Origin of the sequence: Thermodesulfomicrobium sp. WS, from assembly GCF_027925145.1 — a bacterium.
In the GTDB taxonomy this organism is placed as follows: domain Bacteria; phylum Desulfobacterota; class Desulfovibrionia; order Desulfovibrionales; family Desulfomicrobiaceae; genus Thermodesulfomicrobium.
In genome coordinates, this window is record NZ_AP027130.1 from 452,226 (window position 1) to 475,039 (window position 22,814).

General features: G+C 64.7%; 19 protein-coding genes. 10 read left to right on the plus strand and 9 right to left on the minus strand.

Annotated elements, in window-relative coordinates:
- Positions 1-10: 10 nt before the first annotated feature.
- The 6 genes from QMF81_RS02245 to hisS are packed head-to-tail and all read right to left on the minus strand — an operon-like array spanning position 11 to position 6,563.
- The gene (locus QMF81_RS02245; RefSeq protein WP_281751623.1) at positions 11-1,246 is read right to left on the minus strand and encodes an RsmB/NOP family class I SAM-dependent RNA methyltransferase; all 1,236 of its coding nucleotides are present in this window, start codon (positions 1,244-1,246) and stop codon (positions 11-13) included.
- Positions 1,243-2,034 carry a DUF116 domain-containing protein gene (locus tag QMF81_RS02250; RefSeq protein WP_281751625.1) on the minus strand — a complete coding sequence of 264 codons (792 nt, stop codon included), beginning with the start codon at positions 2,032-2,034 and terminating at the stop codon, positions 1,243-1,245. Before QMF81_RS02250 ends, QMF81_RS02245 begins: the two co-directional genes overlap by 4 nt.
- Positions 2,035-2,044: 10 nt before the next feature.
- Positions 2,045-3,007: a methionyl-tRNA formyltransferase gene (gene fmt / locus QMF81_RS02255; protein WP_281751627.1), complete on the minus strand. Its 963-nt coding sequence runs from the start codon at positions 3,005-3,007 to the stop codon at positions 2,045-2,047.
- Positions 2,971-3,492: a peptide deformylase gene (def, locus tag QMF81_RS02260; protein WP_281751629.1), complete on the minus strand. Its 522-nt coding sequence runs from the start codon at positions 3,490-3,492 to the stop codon at positions 2,971-2,973. The genes fmt and def overlap by 37 nt, the downstream gene beginning before the upstream one ends.
- 1 nt (position 3,493) lies before the next feature.
- Positions 3,494-5,293: an aspartate--tRNA ligase gene (aspS, locus tag QMF81_RS02265; RefSeq protein ID WP_281751631.1), complete on the minus strand. Its 1,800-nt coding sequence runs from the start codon at positions 5,291-5,293 to the stop codon at positions 3,494-3,496.
- Between the two features lie 22 nt (positions 5,294-5,315).
- A complete protein-coding gene (gene hisS / locus QMF81_RS02270) occupies positions 5,316-6,563 on the minus strand; it encodes a histidine--tRNA ligase (RefSeq protein WP_281751632.1) in 1,248 nt (415 codons plus the stop codon).
- A 116-nt stretch (positions 6,564-6,679) separates the two neighbouring features.
- Here hisS and QMF81_RS02275 point away from each other — a divergent pair, with 116 nt between their 5' ends.
- The 10 genes from QMF81_RS02275 (at position 6,680) to QMF81_RS02320 (ending at position 16,713) form a co-directional block, all read left to right on the plus strand.
- Entirely contained in the window at positions 6,680-7,384 is a 705-nt protein-coding gene (locus QMF81_RS02275) for a molybdopterin-guanine dinucleotide biosynthesis protein MobB (RefSeq protein ID WP_281751634.1), read from the plus strand.
- Between the two features lie 3 nt (positions 7,385-7,387).
- A complete protein-coding gene (locus QMF81_RS02280; protein WP_281751636.1) occupies positions 7,388-7,612 on the plus strand; it encodes a MoaD/ThiS family protein in 225 nt (74 codons plus the stop codon).
- Positions 7,613-7,680: 68 nt separating this feature from the next.
- Complete coding sequence (locus QMF81_RS02285) at positions 7,681-8,430, plus strand: ThiF family adenylyltransferase (RefSeq protein ID WP_281751639.1); 750 nt, start codon at positions 7,681-7,683, stop codon at positions 8,428-8,430.
- Complete coding sequence (gene rdgB / locus QMF81_RS02290) at positions 8,430-9,050, plus strand: RdgB/HAM1 family non-canonical purine NTP pyrophosphatase (RefSeq protein WP_281751641.1); 621 nt, start codon at positions 8,430-8,432, stop codon at positions 9,048-9,050. The genes QMF81_RS02285 and rdgB overlap by 1 nt, the downstream gene beginning before the upstream one ends.
- Positions 9,051-9,055: 5 nt before the next feature.
- A complete protein-coding gene (glmS, locus tag QMF81_RS02295) occupies positions 9,056-10,867 on the plus strand; it encodes a glutamine--fructose-6-phosphate transaminase (isomerizing) (RefSeq protein WP_281751643.1) in 1,812 nt (603 codons plus the stop codon).
- A 5-nt stretch (positions 10,868-10,872) separates the two neighbouring features.
- Positions 10,873-12,219: an N-acetylmuramoyl-L-alanine amidase gene (locus QMF81_RS02300; protein ID WP_281751645.1), complete on the plus strand. Its 1,347-nt coding sequence runs from the start codon at positions 10,873-10,875 to the stop codon at positions 12,217-12,219.
- The gene (locus QMF81_RS02305) at positions 12,219-12,905 is read left to right on the plus strand and encodes a DUF554 domain-containing protein (RefSeq protein WP_281751648.1); all 687 of its coding nucleotides are present in this window, start codon (positions 12,219-12,221) and stop codon (positions 12,903-12,905) included. Before QMF81_RS02300 ends, QMF81_RS02305 begins: the two co-directional genes overlap by 1 nt.
- Positions 12,906-12,976: 71 nt before the next feature.
- Positions 12,977-13,348 (plus strand): response regulator, encoded by a 372-nt coding sequence (locus QMF81_RS02310; RefSeq protein ID WP_281751650.1) that lies wholly within the window; start codon positions 12,977-12,979, stop codon positions 13,346-13,348.
- Positions 13,345-14,535 carry a hybrid sensor histidine kinase/response regulator gene (locus QMF81_RS02315; protein WP_281751651.1) on the plus strand — a complete coding sequence of 397 codons (1,191 nt, stop codon included), beginning with the start codon at positions 13,345-13,347 and terminating at the stop codon, positions 14,533-14,535. Before QMF81_RS02310 ends, QMF81_RS02315 begins: the two co-directional genes overlap by 4 nt.
- A 150-nt stretch (positions 14,536-14,685) precedes the next feature.
- Complete coding sequence (locus QMF81_RS02320) at positions 14,686-16,713, plus strand: methyl-accepting chemotaxis protein (RefSeq protein ID WP_281751653.1); 2,028 nt, start codon at positions 14,686-14,688, stop codon at positions 16,711-16,713.
- Positions 16,714-16,814: 101 nt separating this feature from the next.
- On the opposite strand, the gene QMF81_RS02325 is transcribed toward QMF81_RS02320, so the two are convergent.
- Genes QMF81_RS02325 through nrfD form a run of 3 tightly spaced genes read right to left on the minus strand, consistent with a single transcriptional unit; the run spans position 16,815 to position 22,802 of the window.
- Positions 16,815-18,422 (minus strand): FmdE family protein, encoded by a 1,608-nt coding sequence (locus QMF81_RS02325; RefSeq protein ID WP_281751655.1) that lies wholly within the window; start codon positions 18,420-18,422, stop codon positions 16,815-16,817.
- A gap of 59 nt (positions 18,423-18,481) precedes the next feature.
- Positions 18,482-21,685 (minus strand): molybdopterin dinucleotide binding domain-containing protein, encoded by a 3,204-nt coding sequence (locus QMF81_RS02330; protein ID WP_281751657.1) that lies wholly within the window; start codon positions 21,683-21,685, stop codon positions 18,482-18,484.
- Positions 21,678-22,802, minus strand: coding sequence for an NrfD/PsrC family molybdoenzyme membrane anchor subunit (gene nrfD, locus QMF81_RS02335; protein WP_281751659.1), 1,125 nt, complete (start codon positions 22,800-22,802; stop codon positions 21,678-21,680). Before nrfD ends, QMF81_RS02330 begins: the two co-directional genes overlap by 8 nt.
- Positions 22,803-22,814 lie beyond the last annotated feature (12 nt).

Here is a 22,814-nt window from a genome sequence, read left to right on the forward strand (position 1 = left end):
GCAGGACTCCTCAGGAACGTTCGAGTAGGGCCGCGAAGAAGACTTCGCCCCACTCTGGCGGGGTCATGAAGCAGTGCCGCAGTCGCAGCTGCGGGTGCTGGGCGCGGAGTCGGTCCAACTGTCCTTCGTTTTCCTGCCGACTGACGGTGCAGGTAAGGTAGGCGAGCATGCCGCCCGGCGGAAGGGTGCGTCCGGCGGCATCGAGGATCTCGGCCTGGAGGCGGGCGAGGACGGTGACGTCGTCAGGTGTTCGCTTCCAGCGGATATCCGGCCGCCGGGCAAGGACCCCAAGGCCGCTGCAGGGGGCATCCACCAGGATGGTGCCTGGGGGGATGCGCAGGGGCGGTTTGCGGGCGTCGGCCTGCAGGATGGGAAGGTCTACCCCAAGGCGCCGGCAGTCGTTGCGAAGCCCACGCAGCCGGAAGGCATTGGGGTCAGAGGCCAGCACCTGTTTGCCCAAATCGTGCACGAGAAGCGCCTTGCCGCCGCGGCCGGCGCAGGCATCCCACACGGGCTGCGGCCAAGACAGGGGTTCAAGACCAAGGACGGCTTCTTGGCTGGCGAGGCTCATGCGCACCGCAAGGCCCTGCGCCTCGGCGGCCTCCAAGCACTGCGGCCAGGTCTCGAGGGCCATGCCTTTTTGGCCGCCAAAGCGGGCCACGGGGCGCAGGCGCTCGGCAATGTCCGGGGGGACCTGGCCGCGCAGGCGCACGCCCACAGGTGCAGGCGTGAGGCTCATGGCGGCGAGTTCCCGGGCCGCGTCCAAGCCGCGCTCCTGCTCCCACAGCGCCCAGATCCACGCCGGCAAGGAAAACCACTCCCAGATGCTGCCGGCGCTGGCAAGGAAGGCGGTTTCGTCGTGGGCAAGGTCCGCGTGGGCCTCCAGGCGCCGCAAGCTGGCGTGCACCAGTGCTGCGAGCTTTGCCCCCAGGAGCTTCTTGGCCCCCTGCGTGGCCCAGGAGCGCGTGGCGTGGGCAGGGACGCGTAGGAAAAGGAGTTCGTAGGCCGCAAGTTCCAGCAGGCGGCGCGTGAGCAGCGAGAGGCGGTGGAAGCGGGGAAGCAGCAGCCGCAGCAGGGCCTGGATGCGGCCAAGGAGCCGCACCGTGCCGTAGGCGAGCTCCGTGGCCAGGGGCCGCTCGCTTGGGGCAAGGTCGCGCAGGAGATGGTCCACGGCGGCCTGGATGTCCTGGCCGCGGTCCAGGGTTTGGCGCAGGGCGGCGAGGGCGGCGCGGCGGGCAGGGGTCATGCGGACTTTCCTGCCACGAAACGCTCCACCGCGGCGCGGACTTCCTCCAACACCACCCGCGTGTCCCGGCAGGGGCCGTGGGGGCGCTGGTTGAGGATGCCGAAGACCGGGATGGGAAAGGTGTCCTGGATGCCGTGGGCGAGGTCCCGCTCGCAGGCCACGGCGATGATGAGTTGCGGCCGGTTTTCCACCACGATGCGCCGGGCGATGGTGCCTCCTGTGGCCACGGCCAGGCGCAGCCCCAAGGCGTCGCGGAGCTTCAAGAGCTCGCCGATGTCGCACAGGCCGCAGCGTCGGCAATGGTCCACGTCGTAGGTCAGGCGTTGGGGGCAGCGGCTTTGTTGCAGGCAATGGGGGACGAGCACCAAGATGCGTTCGGCGGGCACGCGGAGGCCTTCCGCGCTCACGAGTTCGTTGTTCACCCGGATAAACGAGGACTGGACATCCTGGGGCGGGATGCCCAGGACCCGGCCCAGCATGGTCATGAGGGGCAAGAACACCCGCACCGTCACCCCGCGCAGGCGTTTGCCGCCGAGCACCGGCCGGCCGAGGAGGATGTTGAGCACCAAGGCGAGGCTCGCCCAACTGAGGGCCAGGATGGCGCTGAGCACCAGCGCACCCAAAAGCCAGGGGGCCAAGGGGTGGATGGCGCCAAGCCCCACCACCGGCACGACCCAGAGTCCCACCAAAACGAGGCACACCAATACTGAAGAGCCGGTGATGAGCCCGATGAACAGGCGTTTGCGGGCCCGGGGAGGTGCGGGGAAGGTGGTCGGAGTCTGGGGCATGCCACGCCCCTTAGAGACACAGCCGCAAATACCCGCAGGCAAAGGCGCGGCCGGTCATGGGTTTGCCCCCTTCCGGGGTCAGGCGGGAAATCAAGTAGGCGCGGTCGGCGCAGGCGATGGCGAGGGCATCGTCATCCACGCCGAGCATGGTCCCCGGGGCGGTCCCTGGCGGCAGGGTTGCGCCGATGCGGCCGGGATGGATATTGAGGCGCAGGCGGCGGCCTTCGTGCTCCCAGAAAAACCAGGTGCCGGGCCAGGGATGAAAGGCGCGCACGTGGTTGTGCACCACGGTGGCGGGACGGTCCCAGGAGAGGAGTCCTTCTTCCTTGCGCAGCTTGGGGGCGTAGCTCGCCCGCGCATGGTCTTGGGGTAGGCGCATGAGGCGGCCTTGGGTGAGGCGCGTCAGTGCCTCCACCAGCAGTCGGCCGCCCATGTCCGCCAGCTCGTCGTGGAGGGTGGCGGCGGTGTCGTCGATGCCGATGGCCAGGGAGCGCTGCAAGAGGATGTCGCCGGTGTCCATGCCGGCATCCATCTGCATGATGGTGATCCCCGTCACCGGACAGCCGTCCTGGATGGCCCGCTGGATGGGAGCGGCCCCGCGGTAGGCGGGAAGGAGCGATGCGTGGACGTTGATGGCGCCAAGGGGCGGGATGTCCAGCACCGCCTGCGGCAGGATGAGCCCGTAGGCCACCACCACGAAGAGATCTGCCTGCAGGTCCTTGAGGGCCTGCTGCGCCTCCCGGGTCTTGAGGGTTTCGGGCTGGAGGACGGGGATGGCGTGCTCCATCGCCAGGACCTTCACCGCTGGCGGCTGGCAGCGGTGGCCGCGGCCGCACGGGCGGTCCGGCTGGGTGATGGCCGCCACCACCGTGGCCCCGTCAAAGGCCACAAGGTGCCGGAACACCGTGGCCGCGAACGGCGGGGTGCCGAAGAAGGCTATTCGGAGGAGGTGCGCTCTTTCTGCTTGAGCCATTTTTGGAGCCGTTTTTCGTAGAGGGTTCGCTTGAGACGGCTGATGCGGTCGATGAAGAGGATCCCGTCCAGATGGTCGATTTCGTGCTGCAGGCAAATGGCAAACAGTCCGTCCGCGTCTTCCTCGATGGGATTGCCGTCCAAGTCCGTGGCCGAGAGGTGCACGCGCTCGGCCCGGGGCACGGTGGTGCGGTAGCCGATCACCGAGAGGCAGCCTTCCTCGGAGTCCACCTCCCCCGCGTGCCCCGAGAGTACGGGGTTGACGAAGACCCTCGGGGCCGTGCGCTCCTTGGGACCGGAGAGGTCCATGGTCACCAGCCGCACGCCCTCGCCCACCTGGGGGGCGGCGAGGCCGATGCCGTCGTTGTGGTACATGAGCTCGAGCATCTCGCGGGCGAGCTGACGGATCTCCTCCGTAACCTCGGCGATGGGCGTGGCCTTTTGGGCGAGCACCGGGTCCGGATAGGTGCGGATGGCGCGGGCCATATCAGGCCTCCTTGGCGGTTTCCCGCAGGCGGATGCCGAGTTCCCGCAACTGTCGCGCCTCCACCGCCGACGGGGCCTCGGTCATGAGGCACTGGCCTTTTTGCGTCTTGGGGAAGGCGATGACGTCGCGGATGCTGCGCACCCCGGCCAGGAGCATCACCAAACGGTCCAGGCCAAAGGCAATGCCGCCGTGGGGCGGGGCGCCGAAATGCAGGGCGTCCAGGAGGAAGCCGAATTTGGCGCGGGCCTCTTCGGGGGTGATGCCCAGGGCCGCGAGCATGCGCTCCTGTGTTGCCGCGTCGTGGATGCGGATGGAGCCGCCGCCGATTTCATTGCCGTTGAGCACCAGGTCGTAGGCCCGGGCCGTGGCCGCGGCCGGGTCCTGCGCCAGGGCTTCGGGGTTTTTGGGCGCGGTGAAGGGGTGGTGCATGGCCACCCAGCGTTTCTCGTCGGCATCCCATTCCAGGAGCGGAAAATCCGTGACCCAGGTGAAGGCCAGGCGGGATTCGTCGATGAGGCCGAAGCGCTCGCCCAGGCGCAGGCGCAGCGCCCCCAAGGCGGCGTACACCACCGCTGGCGAGGCGGCCTGGAAGAAGACGATGTCTCCCGGTTTGAGGGCCAAGGCTTCGGTGAGGCCTGCGCGCTCGGTCTCGGAGAGGAACTTGGCGATGGGCGATTGCCAGCCGTCTTCGCGGATCTTGATCCAGGCCAGTCCTGCCGCGCCGTAGGTCTTGGCCAGTTCGGTGAAGTCGTCGATCTCTTTGCGGGAGAGTTCGCCGCCACCGGGCACGGCCAGGGCTTTGATCATGGGGGCATCGGCAAAGAGCTTGAAGGACGAGCCGCGCACCAGGTGGGTGACGTCCGTGAGCTCCAGGCCGAAGCGTAGATCCGGCTTGTCCGAACCGAAGCGGGCCATGGCCTCGGCGTAGGTGAGGCGGGCAATGGGGAGCGGGATGTCCACGCCCAGGGCCTCGCGCACTATGGTCGCCACCAGGCCTTCGGCCATCTCCATCACTTGGTCTTCGTCCACGAAGGACATCTCGATGTCGATCTGGGTGAACTCCGGCTGGCGGTCGGCGCGTAGGTCTTCATCCCGGAAACATTTGACGATCTGGTAGTAGCGGTCCAGGCCGCCGCACATGAGCAGCTGCTTGAAGAGCTGCGGCGACTGGGGCAGGGCGTAGAACTCGCCCGGAGACAGGCGGCTGGGCACCAAAAAGTCCCGCGCGCCCTCCGGGGTGGACTTGGTGAGCATGGGGGTTTCCACTTCCACGAAGTCCAGGCCGCCGAGATAGCGCCGCGCCGCTTGGCAGAGGCGGTGGCGTAGGAGCATGGTGCGGGTCATGGTGGGCCGGCGCAGATCCAGATAGCGGTACTTGAGGCGCAAAGACTCGGAGACGTCCACCCGGTCTTCGATGGGAAACGGCGGGGTCTTGGAGGTGGCGAGGATCTTGAGCTCGTGCACGTAGACCTCGATTGCGCCTGTCAGCAGATTGGAATTGATCATGTCCTGAGGCCGCAGGCGCACTTCGCCGCGCACGGCGAGCACGTATTCGGTGCGCAGGCTGTGGGCGCGGGCGTGGGCCTCGGGGGCGAGCTCCGGGGAAAAGACGACCTGGGTCAGCCCGTTGCGGTCACGCAGGTCGATGAAGATGAGACCGCCATGGTCGCGGCGGTACTGGACCCATCCCATGAGGCAGACCGTTTGGCCCGTATCGGCGGCGGTGAGGGCGGCGCAATGATGGGTGCGGCGCCAGCCGTCCAACTGATCCACAGCACACGAAGAAGTCGTTGTCTCCATTGGGAAATCCTTGAATATGATGTCAGGCGGCCCGAAGGCCGAGCGCCTGGGCGAGATCGTCTTGGGCCACCGTGGTCTGGACGCCGGTGGCCATATCCTTCACCACGATGACCCCGCGGGCCATTTCATCGCTACCTAAGAGCAGGCAGGTCTTCACCCCCAGCTTGTTGGCCTGGCGCAGATGGGCCTTGGGGCTTTTGGCCTCGAAGGCGGTTTCGCCGCGAAATCCGTGGCGACGCAGGGTTTGTCCCAAGATCAGGGCCGTATCCAGGGCGGTTTCCTCCAAGACCGCCAGATAAAAATCCATGGCCCGGTCCGCAAGGGGGGGGAGCAGCAGGGCGAGCCGCTCCATGCCGCAGGCAAAGCCGATGCCCGGCACCGCCGGCCCTCCGAGGGCTGCCACCAGGCCGTCGTAGCGGCCGCCGCCGGCCACAGCGCTTTGGGCGCCGATGTCTCCGGAGAGGACCTCGAAGGTGGTGCGCTGATAGTAGTCCAGGCCGCGCACGAGGCGGTGGTTGATGGCGTAGGGCGTGGCTACGGCGTCGAGGATGGCGCGCACGCGCGCGAAATGGGCCGCGCATTCCGGGCAGAGGTAGTCGGCGATGCGCGGGGCCGCGGCGGTGGCCTCCCGGCAGCCGGGGACCTTGCAGTCGAGCACGCGCAGCGGGTTGGTGGTGGTGCGGCGCTGGCAATCTTCGCACAGGGCGGCGTCGTCGAGAGTACCAAGGAAGTCCCGCAGCGCCTGATGAAAGGTCGGCCGACACTGGGGGCAGCCCAGGGAATTGAGCTCCAGGGCCAAGGATGGAATGCCCAGGTGCTCGAGAAAGGTCCAGAGCATGAGGATGACTTCCGCGTCGGCCTGGGGGGCGCTGGCGCCCAAGACTTCCACGTCCAATTGATGGAATTGGCGCATGCGGCCTTTTTGCGGGCGCTCGTAACGGAACATCGGGCCGCAGGTGAAGAGCTTGGTCACGCCCTCGGCGCCTCCGGCTTCGATGAAGGCCCGGAGTACCCCGGCCGTGGCTTCCGGGCGTAGGGTGAGGGAGCGGCCTTTGCGGTCGGCAAAGGTATACATCTCCTTTTGCACTACGTCGGTTTCTTCGCCGATGGAGCGGGCAAAGAGCTCGGTGCGCTCAAGGATGGGCACGCGGACTTCCTTGCACCCGTAGGCGCCGAAGACCTCACGGGCCACGGCTTCCATATGGGTAAAGACCGTGCTTTCGGGTGGAAAGAGGTCGGAAAAACCTTTGATCTTTTGGATTCTTGACATATCGGGGCCACACCTTGAAAAAGAGACAACTCGGACGTTCGTTCCCAAACGATGAGCGTTGCGGAAAGCGACCTTTGCTAGTGCACGACGCCGCCATTGTCAAAAAGGAGGATGCCATGCGTGCCGTTGCCTTGGTGGGATGGAAAAAGTCGGGCAAGACCACGTTGGCCGTGGCCCTGGCCCAAGAACTTTCCCGCCGTGGTCTGCGGGTGGGCGCGGTGAAACATTCGCACCACGGACTCGATGTCTCGGGGACGGATACCGCCCGGCTTGCCGAGGTATGTCGCGCGGTGGCGGGGGTGAGTCCGGGGCAGAGCGCCGCCTGGTGGGGGACCGCGCGTTCCCCCCACGATCTCATGCCATTGCTGGGTGCCCAGGTGCTGCTCGTAGAGGGCGGCAAGGAGTGGGGGTGGCTGCCGCGCATCTTGGTCGCCCCGGGGCAAGGTGAAGACCCGGCTGCTTTGGTGACCGGACGGGAGCTTGGGGTCTTTGGTCCTGCGCCCGTGGCAGGGCTTGCCGCTACCCAGGATGTGGCTGTGGTGGCCGACTGGGTGCTGGAGCGCGGCTTTGTCTTGGCCGGGCTTGATTGTGGCGGCTGCGGCAAGGCATCCTGTGCCGAGCTTGCTCAGGCCATCGTGGTAGGGCAAGCGCAGCCGCAGGATTGCGTGGCGCAGAGCTCTGCCGTGCGGGTGCGTTGCGGCGACCGCGATCTCGCTTTGGGGCCCTTTGTGGAGCGCCTGGTGCGGGCTACGGTGCAGGGCCTGCTTTCGGAACTCAAAGGCTATGTGCCGGGGCTGCCGGTACGTATCGAGATGGAGTAGATCATGCGCGTCGCGATCAAATGCTTCGCCACCCTTGCACGTTTCGCCCCGCCTGCGGGGTTTATGGAGCTTCCCGAAGGCGCCCGCGTGCTCGATCTTTTGGCCGCCTTGGAAATCCCCGTGAGCGAGGTCAAACTCGTGTTCCGCAACAATCGTCACGCCGCCGTGGAGGCGGAGCTTTCCGACGGTGACGAAGTGCGACTCTTCCCGGCCGTGGGCGGGGGTTAGACGTGGACAGGCCATCCATTCTCGACCGGGCGTGCCGCGATCCTCGACGGGGGGTGCCAACGATCTCCATGGCGGACCTCGCGGCGGTGGGCGCAGGGCCTCTGGATGCCTTGGCCTGTGGGGTCACTCCAGCCCCATGGGTGCGCTCGGCCCACAGCATCGATGGGGCGGCGCAGACGCGCCTGGCCCGGGCCCGGGTGGCGGTGGTGGGGGCCGGCGGGCTTGGCGGCTACGCCATCGAGCTTTTGGCGCGCATAGGCGTGGGTTTTTTGCGGATCATCGACGGCGACACCTTTGAAGAGACCAATATGAACCGCCAGCTTCTGGCCGAGCCGGCGACCCTGGGGCGGCCCAAGGCCCAGGTGGCCCAGGAGCGTCTGGCGCGTATCGCCCCGTGGTGCGTCGTGGACGCCCGGGCGGTGTTCGTGGACGTCGGCAATGCTGCAGAGCTTCTTGGTGGTGTGGATGTGGTGCTCGACTGTCTGGGCGGCGTGGACCCCCGCCCGGTGGTGCACGCCGCCTGCGCCGCGGCTTCGGTGCCGGTGGTGGCGGCGGCGGTTGCTGGCTGGACCGTGCTGGTGGGTTCCGAACTGCCGGGCAAGCCGGGAATCTCGCTGGTATGGGGCGATGCGTCTGCCGTGGATGCGGAAGGGCAGCTGGGGAGCCTCGCCCCGGCGGTCGCCATGGCGGCGAGCCTCCAAGCCGCAGAGGTGGTGCAGTATCTCACGACTTCCCGATTGGAGCTCGCGGGTAAGGTCCTGCACGCGGACCTCGGCACGTGGGCATTTTCCCTCTATCACATGAGCGAGGACGAATAATGGAACTCATCTTGGCCACAGGAAACCCCGGCAAGGTGCGGGAGATGGCGGTGTTTTTGCAATCCTACCTGCCGGGGCTCGTGGTTTTGGGACTGAAAGATGTCGGCTTTGCGGCGGATATTCCGGAAACTGGAGACTCCTTTTTGGCCAATGCCCGCATCAAGGCCCACACCGTGGCCAAGGCTACAGGCAAGGTCGCCTTAGCCGATGACTCGGGCCTGTGCGTGGACGCCTTGGGCGGCGCACCGGGCATCCATTCGGCGCGCTACGCCGGGGAAAAGGCTACGGACGCCGACAACGTGGCCAAGCTCCTTACCGCCATGGCGGGCGTGCCTGAGGAAGCGCGGGGCTGCCGCTTCGAGTGCGTGTTGGTGGTGGCCGATCCCCAGGGCCGCGAGGTCATTGCCCGGGGGACGTGGCACGGCCGGGTGCTTTGCGCCCCGCAAGGAAACGGCGGCTTTGGATACGATCCGATTTTTTGGGACCCGGAGCTTGCGCAAAGCGCCGCCGAGCTCCCCCTCTCCCTCAAAAACCAGCGCAGCCACCGCGGCGCCGCCCTGCAGGACTTGGCGCGGCAATGGGCCGCGGTGGAACGGCTCCTGCGCGAAACCCAAGGATAAAACCCATGTGCGGCATTATTGGATATACCGGACACCGGCCAGCAGTACCGGTGATCATGGATGGACTGCGGCGGCTGGAGTACCGGGGCTACGACTCCGCGGGGCTGGCCTTTGTGGAAGGACGCTGCCTGCGGGTGCTGCGCGCCGAAGGCAAGCTCGCCGCCCTGGACGCCTGCTTGCAAGGCCAGGAGTGTTCGCTCGCCCTCTTTGGCATTGGACATACGCGCTGGGCTACCCATGGTCTGCCCGTGGTGCGCAATGCCCATCCCCATCAGGACGCTTCGGGCCGGTTTGCCCTGGTGCATAACGGCATCATCGAAAATTACGCCGAACTCAAGGCGGAGCTGCAGGCCCAAGGAGTGTCCTTCGTCTCGGATACGGACACCGAGGTGCTGGTGCAGCTTCTGGCCCGGGAGGTCACGGCCTCTGGCGACGTGCGCCAGGGCATTGCCGCGGCACTCAGCCGGGTGGAAGGGGCCTACGCCTTTGCCTTCATCGACCGTGAGAGCCCTGGGGTGGTGTGGGCCGGACGCCAGGCCAGCCCCTTGGTGCTGGGTGTGGGCGTGGGCGAGCATTTCGTGGCCTCGGACATCCCGGCCTTCTTGCCCTTTACCCGGGACGTGGTCTTTTTGGACGACGGCGACGTGGTGGAGATGCGTCCGGATGCGTGGACGGTGTTCGACGCCCGCACCTTGGCGCCTCGGGACAAGACCGTGGCGCGTATCTCCTGGGACGTGCAGGCCGCGCAAAAAGGCGGATTCAAACACTTCATGCTCAAGGAGATCCTGGAGCAGCCGCGGGTGGTGCGCGACGCCGTGGCCGGTCGGCTGCGGGGCAGCCGTGTGGTGCTGCCGGAGTTGGAAGGGCTCGCCCGGCCTGAGCGGCTGGTGGTGGTGGCCTGCGGCACCTCCTGGCATGCCGGGTTGTGGGGGCGGTATCTTTTGGAGTCCATGGCTGGCATCCCCACCCAGGTGGAAGTGGCCTCGGAGTTTCGCTACGGCGGCTTTGTCGTGCGACCTTCGGATACGGTGCTGGTCATCAGCCAGTCAGGCGAGACCGCCGATACCCTGGCCGCCCTGCGCATGGCTCGGCAGGCTGGCGCCACGGTGCTCGGCATCTGCAACGTGGTGGGGTCATCCATCGCCCGGGAGGCGCAGCGCGTTCTCTACACTCAGGCCGGCCCGGAGATCAGCGTGGCCTCCACCAAGGCCATGACCTCGCAGATGCTGGTGCTCCTCCTTCTGGCCCTCCATTGGGGGGAGGAGCGCCTTACCGTCTCGCAGCGGGAGACCATCCTCCATGGCCTTTTGGCTCTGCCGGAGATCGTGGAGGCCTCCTTACCGGGATTGCGTCATGAGGCTCAAAAACGGGCACGGGTCTATGCTGCGGCTCGGGGCTGTTTTTATTTGGGGCGCGGCCCGATGTATCCCTTGGCGTTGGAAGGGGCCCTCAAGCTCAAGGAGATTTCGTACATCCATGCCGAAGGCTACGCCGCCGGCGAGATGAAGCATGGCCCCATCGCCTTGGTGGATCCCGAGTTCCCTACCGTGGCGGTGTGTCTGCGCGACGAGCTCTTGCCCAAGATGCGCTCCAACCTCCAGGAAGTGGCGGCCCGGGGCGGCCGCATCCTCGCCATCACCAATCCTGGGGTGGAAATCCCGGCTGCGGACACGTGGACCGTGCCCGAGGTGCCTGCGCCGCTGGGGGCGTTTATGGTCTTGCCGGCCCTGCAGCTTTTTGCCTACGAAGTGGCCGTGTATCTTGGCTGTGACGTAGACCAACCGCGCAACCTCGCCAAAAGCGTGACGGTGGAGTGATGCCCTTGCGATGGATTTTGGTGTTGGCGCTGAGTCTGGCCGCATCCTGCCCGGTCTGGGCTGCGGATTCGTATCCGGACGCTGTGGGCGCCTTTCAGGCGCTCTCTCAGGACGAGGCGCGCGCCAATCGTCGGGATGTGTGGATCGCCCTCTCGGAGCGTTTCCAGCGTTTGGCCGAGCGCGCGCCGTCAGCGGACGAGCGGGTCAAGGCCTTGTGGTATGCGGCCCGGGCTTGGGAGGAGATCGCCCGGCGTTCGCATCTGCCCATGGACGCCCGCCGGGCGGCCGACGCCTATGGCCAGGTGGCCTCTCGGGCCCCGACCCATCGCCTGGCCGATGACGCCACCCTGAATCAGGCCCTGCTTTTGGCCAAGATCGGAGATGTAGGCGCAGCCCGCAGCGTCTTGGAACGCCTGATCGTGCAGTTTCCCCAAGGCGACGTGGTGCCCCAGGCGCGGCGTGAGCTTGCCCGCTTGGGCGGGGAGCCGCCGGTGGCCCAATCTTCCCCTTCCCGTGCGTCCAAGTCTGCTCCGCAACCTTCGCTCCAGGGGCCTGAGCGCGACGTCGCGCCTCTTGCGCCATCCAGCCCTGCCCCTCGCCCCATCACCGAAAAGCAGAAAAAGCAGGCCGGAACCCTAGTGGAACAGTTGGGGCTCACGGTGCGCACGGTGGTGATCGACGCCGGTCACGGCGGCAACGACCCCGGGGCCATGGCGTACGGCCTGCGGGAGAAGGACATCAACTTGCGCATGGCCCGGATCCTCGGCCCGCTCCTGGAAGCCCAAGGGTTCCGGGTGGTCTATACCCGCACCAAGGACGCGTATCTCTCCTTGGACAAACGCACCCAGCTCGCCAATGCCGCCAAGGGCGACCTCTTTCTTTCCATCCATTGCAACGCCCATACAGACCCTTCCATTCAGGGGTTTGAACTCTATTATCTCGATTTGGCCACGGACAAACAGGCCATCCGGGTGGCTGCCCGGGAAAATGGCATATCCGAAAAAAAGATCAGCGACATGCAGCTCATTCTCTCGGATCTCTTGCTGCATTCCAAGATTGATGAGTCCAAGACATTGGCCAGGGTGGTGCAGCAACACGTGATGAACCTGGCAGGAAAGGAGTTCGGTCTCCAGGACCATGGGGCGCGCGGTGCGTTCTTCTACGTCCTCACCGGGGTGCGCATGCCGGCGATTTTAGTGGAGTTAGGATATATCACCCATGCCGAGGATGCCCGGCGTCTGGCAAGTGATGCCTATTTGCGGATCATGGCCCAATCACTGGTTCACGGTGTGGTGGCGTATAGGAAACAATTGGAACGGTTCGCCCAGGAGAATACGGGCGGGGGATCCTGATGCATTTTCCAAGTGGTGTGGCGCTCAATGCCGGGGCCATTGTTCTCGGCTCCCTTGTTGGTTTGCTGCTCCATGGTAAATTGCCGGAGCGCATTCGTACTGTTGTGTTTCAGGGTCTTGGGCTGTGTGTGCTCATCATCGGCATCCAAATGGCCCTGCAGGCGCAAAACGGGCTCTTTGTGGCGCTGAGTGTCCTGGTGGGCGGCATCGCCGGTGAACTCTTGCGGTTGGAAGAATGTTTGGAATCCCTGGGGAACGTGGTCAAACGCCTGGTCCGCTCTTCCAATGCCCAATTTACGGACGGTCTGGTGAGTGCGTCGCTGCTTTTTTGCGTGGGCGCCATGGCCATCGTGGGTTCTTTGGATGAGGGGCTGCGGGGTGACGGGACGGTTTTGGCGACCAAAAGCCTGCTCGATGGCTTTTCGTCCATTGCCCTGGCCTCCACCTACGGTCTGGGGGTCGCCTTTTCGGCGCTGCCGGTGCTCCTCTATCAGGGCGGCATCGCGCTTGCGGCAAGCGCGGTGCAGGATTTGGTCTCCCCCCTGCTCATGGCGCAGATTACCGGAACCGGCGGGGTGCTCATCGCGGGCATCGGGCTTTCGCTTTTGGGCGTGGTGCGTGTGCGCTTGGCGAGCCTGCTCCCGGCTTTGGTGGTGATCGTGCCCATCACGGTGTGGGGAGGATGACGCCCTCAGGACATCGTATGGGGCGTCGGGAGACGTGGGCCGGGCGCGTTTGGACAGAGGGGGGATGGTTGATGGGAACGCTCCTAATCGTGGATGATGAGTCCGCTATCCGGCAGAGCCTGCAGGGCTATTTTCAGGACCTGGGCTTCCAGGTGCTCACTGCGGCCTCCGCGGAAGAGGTCTTGGCCATGGACGGCTTGGATGCCGTGGATGCGGTGATCATGGACATCCGTCTGCCCGGCCAAGATGGCGTTGTCTGCATGCGGGCTTTGGCGGCCCGTTTCCCGCAGATCCGCTTTGTGGTGCACACCGGTTCTCTGGATTTTGCGCTGGGGGAAGAGGAGGAATTTTTGGGGATTTCGGAAGAACAGATCTTCCTCAAGCCTGTGCCGGACTTGGAGGTGCTGCGCGCTGCCCTGGAGCGTCTGGGAGTGCGGCCGTGAGCGCGCGGGTCTTGGTGGTGGACGACGAGCCCTTGCTGCGGGCCGCTGTTGCCATGAGCCTGGGAGACCAGGGCTTTATAGTTGACGAAGCCCCGGACGGCGAGGCCGGTTGGGAGCGCTTTGTGGCCGTTGCGCCGGACGTGAGTTTGGTGGATCTGCGCATGCCGCGTCTCCATGGCCTGGGCCTTGTGGAGCGCATCGTCCGCCATGACCCTGATGCCGCAGTGGTGGTGATCTCTGCAGCTGGGGAGGCCGCCGATGTCATTGCTGCCCTGCGTGCCGGGGCATGGGACTATCTCGTCAAGCCGGTGGTGGACATGGGCATGCTGCTCCATGCCGTGGAGCGCGCCCTGGAGCGTCGGCGCTTGATCCGCCAAAACCGGGAGTACCAGGCAGAGCTGGAGGCGTCGCTTCGCCAGCTGCGTTGCGCCCAGGAAGAGGCCATTGCTGCGGCCAAGATGGCTGCGGTGGGGGATCTGGTGGCTGGAGTGGCTCATGCGGTGAACACGCCCTTGGGCGTTGGGCTCACCGCGGCGAGCCTCATGGCGGAACGCAGTCGAACCCTTGCGACGGATTTGCGGCGGGGATGCCTTTCGCGTTCCGAATTGGACCGAGGCTTGAACCTTTTGTCCGAAGCGGGCGCGACTTTGGTCGCCAGCCTGCGTCATGCCGCCAGCGTGGTAGAAAGTCTGGGCAAGCTGGCGGCGGACCAGCAGCGGGAAGATCCGGTGGATTTGGAGCTTGGCGCCTATTTGGCACAAATGGCCTTAAGCCTTGCCCCGCAGGTGGAATCTGCTGGCCACCATCTGGAGGTGCGCTGCGCGGCCCCGCTCTGGGTGCGGGTGCCTCCGGGGGCCATCATGCAAATCCTTTTGCAACTGGTGCGCAACAGCCTCGATCACGGGCTTTGCGGACTGCCTTCGGGGCAATCCATTACGATTGCAGCGGATTTTGCTCCTTCCGGCCGGGTGGTGCTGCGCTGCTGCGACTCGGGCCGCGGGCTTGCGGCAGAGATCCTGCCCCGGATTTTCGATCCATTTTTTTCCACCACTCCAGGGGCGCGGCACTCGGGCCTTGGCCTTGCCATCGCCCACGCCTTGGCCACCCACGCTTTGGGGGGCCGTCTCTGGGTGGAAGCCGTGCCCCAGGGCGCATGTTTTGTGCTGGAGTTTCCCAGCCGGCGGTAGCCGTCTTTGCTTTGGCGTGGCCAGAAACCCTGGTCGATCGGACCTATGGACGGATCTCGTCGTTTTGGACTACCGATGTTTCCACCCTATCTACAGGAGCGCCGCGTGGGCAAAAACGCGGTGCAGCAGAAGAGATACAGGAGGACGCGGATGCGGATTCGTTTATTTGTCAAGATCATGGTCATGATGGCGGTGGCAGTGGTGGTGACCGGGGGCAGTATTTTTGTGGCCACGGACCGGCTGGCCAACGAGGCCTTGGATGGGATCATGGCGCAGTCCATTGCCTCGTTCCAGCGCAGTGTCCATCAACGCATTGAGGATATGCTGCAGACGCACCGGGAGGAGGCCGAGATCTTGGCGAGCCGTCCAGACTTGGCCGCTGCCGTGGCTGCTGGCGATGCCGAGGCGGTACGCGCCATCGTGGTGCCGGCCATGCGGAGCATGGGGGTGGAGGTCATCACCGTGGCCAATGCCCAAGGGGTGGTGGTGGCCCGCGCCCATTCGGATAAACGCGGCGACAGCGTCCTGAGCCAGGTCAATGTGGCCCGGGCGCTTCAGGGCGAGGTGAGTGCCGGTGTGGAGACGGGGACCGTGGTGGCGTTTTCGCTGCGCGCCGGTGCCCCTTTGCGCCTTGATGGCCGCATCGTGGGGTGCGTGACCGTGGGCATGGACCTTTCTTCCGAGGCCTTTGTGGATAGCTTCAAAATGCTGACCGGCCTAGAATGCACGGTGTTTCAAAACGATACCCGGGTCATGACCACCATCGTGCGCGACGGCAAACGCGCCATCGGCACCAAGATGGACAATCCTAAGGTGCTTGAGACCGTCATCACCCGCGGCGAGATTTTTCTTTCCCGCAATACTATCCTCGGCAAAGAATACGAGACGGCCTACTGGCCTATCCGTGATCCTCACGGTAAGATCGTGGGGATGTGGTTCATCGGCCAGTCCCGGGATGCCGTGATGCAGGCCCGGGCAGGAATGGAGCGGGCCATGCTCCTGATGACGTTGGCGGTGGCTGCGGTGATGCTCGGTGTGGGAGGCTGGTTTGCCCGTACCCTCACCCGCCCATTGGGCGAGACCACCAACTTTGCCGTGGCCGTGAGTCAAGGAGAGATGGAGCGGCAGTTGGGTGTGCAGCGGAATGATGAGATCGGCATCTTGGCCGATGCCCTGCGCCGCATGCTGGAGCAGCTGCGCGCCCAGGTGCAGGCTGCACAGGAGCAGACCGCTCGGGCCGAAGCGCAGGCCCGGCAGGCGGAAGAAGCCATGCGTCTGGCCCAGGAGGCGCAGGCCAAGGCCGAGGCCGCCCGTCGCGAAGGGATGCTGGAGGCCGCAGCGCATATTGGCGTGCTCGTGGAGCGTTTGGGTTCTGCCTCTGAGGAGCTGGCGGCCCAGGTGGAACAGTCCAGCCGTGGGGCCGACGTGCAGCGCGACCGCGCAAGCCAGGTGTTCACGGCCATGGAGCAGATGAACGCATCTGTCTTGGAAGTGGCGCAAAACGCCTCGCGGGCGGCCTCTTCGGCGGACGAGGCGCGCAGCATCGCTGGCACGGGGCAGGAAGGGGTGGACTTGCTGCAAAAGGCCGTGGGCATCGTAGAAGGCTTGGCCCAAGCCATGAAGGCCAGCCTTGCCGAACTGGGCACCCAAGCCGAGGGCATCGGCCGGGTGGTGGACGTCATTGCCGATATTGCGGATCAGACCAATCTCCTTGCCCTGAACGCCGCCATCGAAGCCGCCCGTGCCGGTGATGCGGGCCGCGGTTTTGCCGTGGTGGCGGATGAGGTCCGCAAGCTGGCGGAAAAGACCATGGCCGCCACCAAGGAAGTGGGCGCGGCCATCAGCGCCATTCAGGCCAAGACCCGGGAAAACGTGGGCCGCATGGACGAGACCGCCGCTGCCGTGGCCGCGGCCATGAGCCGGGCGGAGGACTCCCGCAGGGTCTTGGAGCGCATCGTGGCCCGGGCGCAGGACACCTCGGATCAGATCCGTGCTATTGCCACTGCGGCGGAAGAGCAGAGCGCCTCCAGCGAGGAGATCCATCGTGCTACCACCGAGATGCAGCAGGTGGCCGAGGAGACGGCCCGGGCCATGGCCCAGGCCGCGGAGGCAGTGAGCGAATTGGCGCGGGCGGCCCAGGAATTGCAAGCTCTGGTGGCACAGATGCGCCAGGCATAGCGGCGCAGTATCGGAGCCACAAAATGCGGTGCGCCCCCCATTTGGGGGCGTTTGCCGTTTTTGGACTGCAGTTGGCGCGGCGGGTGTCGGCGTGCCCGGGACTACTTGGCAAAGGGGCACTTGGGGTAGGTGCAGATGTCGCACCCGAGGCAGATGCCGCCTTCGGCCATCTGCGCCAGATCCTGGCGGGTGATGGGAACGCCTGCCAGAAGCCGGGGGAGCAGCACGTCCAGGCTGGTGGTCTTGAAGAACAGGGCGCAGGCAGGGACCCCAAGGACTTGAACGTCTCCCACACGGCCGATCAAGGTCATGGCACCGGGGAGCAGTGGTGCTCCGTGCAGGACGTCGGCGAGCCCCGCATCCATCAGCCCCGGCAAGGTGACGTCGTCAGGGTCCACGGACAGCCCGGCGGTGGTGATGATGAGATCTGCGCCAACATCCACAAGCTCGGCCACGGCTGCGGCGATGGCCGTCCTTTGGTCCGGGGCAAAGCGCACGGCCACCACGTGCGAGCCCAGGGCTTCGACCTTGCCGCGCACGATGGGGGCAAAGCGGTCCTCGATGAGGCCTTGGAAAACCTCGGTGCCGGTGACGAGGATGCCCACGCGCGCCGGACGCAGGGGACGGACGGCAAGCAGCGGCCCTTCCCCCAAGGCCGCCAAGGCGCGCTGGAAGAGGTCGCGGGAGAGATACAAGGGGATGGCCCGGGTACCGCCGAGGATGCGGCCTGCCTCCACCACGCTGCCGCTTTGGCGGGTGGCGCACATCACCTGGGGCACGAGGTTGAAGGCCACCAGCCGTTGCCGGTCCACCCAGAGCAGCCCGGGGTGGCTGGCGAAGAAATCCAGCCGGCCTTCCTTGGGCGAATCGCTGACGCGGACCCCAGGACCGGCCATACGGGCGGCAAAGGCGCGGACCGCCTCGTTTTCGTGCACCGCCCCGGCAGGGGCGCTCTCCTCCACGTACACATGCATCCGCCCCATCTGCTGCAGCCGACAGATATCGCCGGCGGTAATCTCTTGGCCGGCACGAAACGCCGGGCCTTTGACCTTTCCAGGGATGATCTGGGTCATGTCGTGGAGCACCCGTTTGCCCACGGCCTCGGCCAGGGGCACGGCCTGGAGCTGGACGGTTTCCGGCCCGGCCTCCAGATACGGGGCTTCCCCCTGGCAGCCGCGGCAGAGCGCCCCGTCGCTAGCCGGATAGGCCTCGGCGCACACCGGGCAAATGGCGATGGCGGACATGGAGCGGTGTCCCAAAAAACGATTGGACACAGTCACGGCCTGCTCCATGAGGATACTGTCTCCTGCGGCTTCGATCTCGCGAAAGAGTGCCTCGGTGTCTTGCTGCGCCTTGGGCGTCTGTTTGAGAAACCAGCCGCGGATGTGCGGCCAGGCATCAAGGGCAGGTACGTGGATGTGGACCCGGCTGCCGACGCCGGTGTACTTGTCGTACAGGGTGACGGCATAGCGGCCGAGGTTGATGACCTTCATCCAGCCATTGCCGGTGCTGCACAGGGTAAGCAGCTGTACGGCATCGGGGAGGCATTTTTTGGTCTCCACGATGGCCTCCAGTAGGGTGCCCTCGGGCAGAGCGGCCTTGGCCCGTTCTACCATGTAGCCGCCGATGAGTAACCCGGGTGCAGGATAGCCATGGAAGGCTGCGGCCATGGCCTTGAATTCGTCGAAGGAGTACGGTCCGATGTGCATGGTATGCCTCAAAAAAAGGAGGGGCGACGCCCCTCCGGTAGTGCATTGCGAAGTACACTTTAGGCGCGGATCACTTTGATCCGGCTTTGGTAGAAGACCGCGCTACCCCCTACGGGATCCACCAGGCCGGTATTGCCGAGCACCGGGTCCACGCGCATGGCGGCATTGCCATGGAAACCTCGGGCGCGGCGGGGATCTCCGGCGATGGTGACCCCGTCGATGACCATGTCTCCCGCGCCATTGGCCCAGTGGCCAAATCCCAAGGGGAAGGCCACGACGCCTGGACGCAGACCTTGCACCACTTTGACTTTACCTCGCATGGGTTTGGTGCGGCCATGGCCCAAGTCCCAAACACCGTTGGGATTGGTGGGCGAGATGAGCATGACCTCGTCCCCGTTTTTGAGCCCGAGACGGGCGGCGTCTTCTGCCGCCATTTCCACGAAGCCTTCGGGAAGGATGGCGTTCAACCAATAGTCCGGGATGGTGCGGCTCTTGGTTTGTGAGATGGTCTTATAGGTGATGAGGGTGAATGGGAATCCATTTTTGGCGTCTTCCAGGACATTCCCCATGCAATCCACCGGATTCGGCATCCAAAAGGCATGGGGCACGTAGGGCTTGCCGGTCATGGAGTATTTGGTGAGTGCTAGATTCTCCATGTAGATTCCGACCATTTTGCCATATTTGTTGGCCACTTGATCGCCTTTGTACGCTTTGGCGTATTCCTGGAATCGGCCGCCGCGGTTGAGGACGGTGATCACATGGGGCCACAGTTCTGGGCCGACGATGGCCTTCCAGCGCTCGGGATGGAAAACGGTCTCTGGCAGGTGGCTGCGGGCGGCAAGAAAGATGCGTTCCTCTTCCGCAGAGGCTGCAGGCACCTTGTCCGAGCCATCGGCCTTTTCCCCAAAGGCGACGTTGGCCACCATGCGCAGGTAGAGGTCTTCCATGCGAGTGAAGTGCTTGCCTTCTCCCCAAGCGTTGGGGCCGAAGTTGGGGAGTTTGAGGGCTTCGGCCATGGCGAGAAGGGTGGATTCCAGGCATAGCGGCATCTTCTCTCCGTATACCGTCACCGTCTCTGTCATGGGGGCGACTGCCGGCTGGCGGATGGGCGCTACCTTGCAGCTCATAGATGGATGGGAGCCGGAAAACTCCCAACGCTCCAGGTAGGTGAGATCCGGGAAGATATAGTCCGCGTACATGCTGGTCTCGCCCACGGTGATGTCTGAGGCGATAAAGAGCGGAATCTTCTTGGGGTCTTTGAGGATTTCCACCAGGGCGTGGCCTGCGGGCAGGGCGTACACCGGTGTGCCCATGTAGAGAAAGAGGCACTTGATCTGGTAGGGGTACATGTCTGCTGCGCTGGGGATGACTTCCTGGTAGATGTCGCTGGCAAAGGGATACCATACCCGCTTGGAAGGGTAGCCGGCAAAGAGCGTGGTCTTGTCGTAGGCGATTCCATGGCGGATGATGGAGATGCCCCAGGGCGAGAGCTTGGGCCCCTTGGTCACGGGATAGGGCATGCCTTCTTTGGAGCCCGTAGTGTCGTAGGTGGTGGCCTTGATCATCCCCCCGGTCCAATCGTGGTTGCCGATGAGGACGTTGACGGTCATCCAAGTGAGGACGTTGTAGAAACCGATGGTGTGTTGCGAGGCGCCGCGGTGGATGTCCGCCACGGCGCGCTTGCCGTGGCTGGTGAACTCCCGGGCGACTTCGACGATATCCGCCTCCGCCAGTCCGCAGATTTCCGCCCATTGGGAAAGGGAGCGGGAGAAGGCCGTTTCTTTGTAGATCTGCAGGACGCTTTTGACCTTTTTGCCGCCGATCTCGGTGTCCACCAGGAGGTCGCCGGTGACGGGATCGGTCTCGCTATTGGGGTCGAAGAATCGGGGTTCAGACCCTTGAAGGGTGACGAAGGCGTCGAACTCCCACGTCTGATCTGGGTGTTTGCTCGATGGCCGTGTCTCTTTGGGGCGGCCCAGGTCCGAAGCCCGCAGGAACCGGCCTGGAGTCCCGTCGTCGTTCACGATCACCAGCCAGCAGGCCTGCGTCCAGGTGGGCTCTCCGCTGGCCTTGGCTGCAGCTTTGTTGGCATTGCCCAGATAGCGGGCATCGTAGCGTTCGTTTTCGATGATCCAGCGGATCATAGCTTGCCCTAGGGCCCCTACAGCCTCGGGAGCCACGGGGAGCCACTTCCACGCCCGTCCTGCGGTCTTGGAGCAGCGGGGGTCCACCACGGCGATCTTGCGGCCTTGGTCCACCATGCCTTGGGTGACTTTGCCGGCGCGCATGGGCGGGCCGTAGTTGGCTTCATAGGGGCTTGCGCCCACGAAGAGGAGGAACTCGGCATTGCCAGTGTCTGCCTGCCAATAGAACTTGCTGCCATCGGTGAATTTCCCTTCGACAAACTGGTCGCTCATGGCCTTGCAGGTGAAATAGAGCGATCCCTGGCACACAGTGGTGTGTCCGTGGGTATTGGTGGTGCCAAGACCATCGCGGAAAAAGCGGCTGATGAATTCTCCGCGTCCACCTTTTTGCCTGCCCCAGTAGTAACAAATCTGATTGTTTTTGGGGCCGAGGTCCGGGTGTTTGGGATCGATAAGATACTTGAGGTTGTCGGCATGCTTGGCCTGGAATTCTTCCAGGGTCATTTTTTTGTCCGCCACTTTCTTGGCATCCTCGGCCAAGGCCTTGTGGACCGCTGGATCCCGCAAGGCGGCCAGATCGGCGATACCCTCCACGTGCCCTTCGCCAAAAAGGTCTCCTCCGAAGACAACCTCTTTGATAGCCTGGTCGAAGGGGATGCTGATCCATTTGTTTTCTCCGCGTTTGCCTGCGCGCTTGAGGACTTTGACGATGCGGTAGGGGTCATAGAGGGTCTGGACGCCCGCAAAGCCCTTAGGGCACAGCGCGGCATCCACCGTGGCCGCTTCGGTGAGCGGCGTGGAGTAAGGAATCTGGGGGCACAGGTTCCATGGGCTGTAGGGGTTCCCATCGATCTTGGCCACGCGCCCTTGGTGGATTTTGACCGTGATGCCGCATTGGGTGTTGCATTGCTGGCATGCGGAACGAATTTGATGTTCGGGGCGCAGCAGGGTGTATGCCCCTTGTCCGGGAATGGATGTGGCCTCGGCGGCGTCATCGAGCAAGACGCCGGCGGCACCGCTTGCAGCGGCAACGCCGCCCAACAAGGCGCAGGTCTTGAGGAAATCGCGGCGATCCATCCCTTCAGGACATGGATGGTGCAGTGGGGACATCTCAGACATGGGAACCTCCGTGACGGAAAAGGGCAGGAAGCAGTCGGGGACCCAGGGAAAGGGCAAGGAGGGCCAGGGATGCGACAAAAACCACCACCAGCCATTCTCCCAACTGCGGGGTGGTGTGGAGGGCCAAGCGTTCTTGGATGAAGGCTTGATCGAGACCCGGAAGTGGCGCCACGCTTTGCGGTGGGACCACGAAGACCCAGCGGGTGGCGAGGAATGAGACCATGACGCTGAGGCTTCCCCAGGCTGCGGCCCGTGCCGTTCGCCGGAAAAGGATGCAGACCATAGGGACAACGATCCCCAGTCCGACGTGGAGGACCCAGAACACCCACCCGTTGGTTCCGGAGAGGATGGCCTGGAGCGCCTGATGGTTGGCCGTGTCGCCGGACTGGAGCACGGTCAGCCCCATGAGGAGTTCAAGAAGCGCAAAGAGGATGACCAGTGTCAAGACGCCGTAGCCTACTCCCATGACCAGGCGTTCGGCATACCCAAAGGCCCAGGCCAGAAAGCACATGAGCGCGGTGCCCGCCATGAGGGCTGCCACCACGAAGTACAAGGGCACCATGGGGCCGCCCCAAATGGGCAGATAGGTAAGCATGCCAAAGATGTATCCATTGGTGGTGTAAAAGAGGAGGGCGATGGGGATGCTTGCGAAGGTGAACAGACGCACGAGCCTGGCATCGTTTTTGTGGATAGCCCAAATCTTGAGGAGATAAACTCCAAGGAGGGCGTTGAAGAAAACGAACATCCACGCCATGGGCGAGGTGAGGGCCGGTGCGGTGAGGAAGCGGTACATGCGCTCCATGTGGCCCAAGTCCAGGGCAATGGCCAAGCCGGCGCAAAGTTCCGTCACCACCACGGTCCATGCGACCATGCCCGAGAGCGGCTCATAATCGTGTTTGCCGAACACCGTTGTTGCCAAGGCTAAAGGAAGACCTCCAGCGGAAAACCCGAGAAAAGTGAGATAGAGGGCGACTCCAAGCCCCCATGGGACGAAGGAGGTCAAACCGGTGGCGTGTGTCCCGTAGAGCAGGGCCTCCAGGACGCCCCATGCGCCGAGGATGAGCCCAAGGATGGCGACGCCGAGAACGAGCCTGTTGGGAGCGGTTGCAGTGGTCATGGGAGCCCTCCT

Excerpts from the sequence above, each read along its gene's own strand:
- QMF81_RS02245 (WP_281751623.1), bottom strand. The coding sequence starts at position 1,246 with ATGACCCCTGCCCGCCGCGCCGCCCTCGCCGCCCTGCGCCAAACCCTG.
- QMF81_RS02250 (WP_281751625.1), bottom strand. The coding sequence starts at position 2,034 with ATGCCCCAGACTCCGACCACCTTCCCCGCACCTCCCCGGGCCCGCAAA.
- fmt (WP_281751627.1), bottom strand. The coding sequence starts at position 3,007 with ATGGCTCAAGCAGAAAGAGCGCACCTCCTCCGAATAGCCTTCTTCGGC.
- def (WP_281751629.1), bottom strand. The coding sequence starts at position 3,492 with ATGGCCCGCGCCATCCGCACCTATCCGGACCCGGTGCTCGCCCAAAAG.
- aspS (WP_281751631.1), bottom strand. The coding sequence starts at position 5,293 with ATGGAGACAACGACTTCTTCGTGTGCTGTGGATCAGTTGGACGGCTGG.
- hisS (WP_281751632.1), bottom strand. The coding sequence starts at position 6,563 with ATGTCAAGAATCCAAAAGATCAAAGGTTTTTCCGACCTCTTTCCACCC.
- QMF81_RS02275 (WP_281751634.1), top strand. The coding sequence starts at position 6,680 with ATGCGTGCCGTTGCCTTGGTGGGATGGAAAAAGTCGGGCAAGACCACG.
- QMF81_RS02280 (WP_281751636.1), top strand. The coding sequence starts at position 7,388 with ATGCGCGTCGCGATCAAATGCTTCGCCACCCTTGCACGTTTCGCCCCG.
- QMF81_RS02285 (WP_281751639.1), top strand. The coding sequence starts at position 7,681 with ATGGCGGACCTCGCGGCGGTGGGCGCAGGGCCTCTGGATGCCTTGGCC.
- rdgB (WP_281751641.1), top strand. The coding sequence starts at position 8,430 with ATGGAACTCATCTTGGCCACAGGAAACCCCGGCAAGGTGCGGGAGATG.
- glmS (WP_281751643.1), top strand. The coding sequence starts at position 9,056 with ATGTGCGGCATTATTGGATATACCGGACACCGGCCAGCAGTACCGGTG.
- QMF81_RS02305 (WP_281751648.1), top strand. The coding sequence starts at position 12,219 with ATGCATTTTCCAAGTGGTGTGGCGCTCAATGCCGGGGCCATTGTTCTC.
- QMF81_RS02310 (WP_281751650.1), top strand. The coding sequence starts at position 12,977 with ATGGGAACGCTCCTAATCGTGGATGATGAGTCCGCTATCCGGCAGAGC.
- QMF81_RS02320 (WP_281751653.1), top strand. The coding sequence starts at position 14,686 with ATGCGGATTCGTTTATTTGTCAAGATCATGGTCATGATGGCGGTGGCA.
- QMF81_RS02325 (WP_281751655.1), bottom strand. The coding sequence starts at position 18,422 with ATGCACATCGGACCGTACTCCTTCGACGAATTCAAGGCCATGGCCGCA.
- QMF81_RS02330 (WP_281751657.1), bottom strand. The coding sequence starts at position 21,685 with ATGTCTGAGATGTCCCCACTGCACCATCCATGTCCTGAAGGGATGGAT.
- nrfD (WP_281751659.1), bottom strand. The coding sequence starts at position 22,802 with ATGACCACTGCAACCGCTCCCAACAGGCTCGTTCTCGGCGTCGCCATC.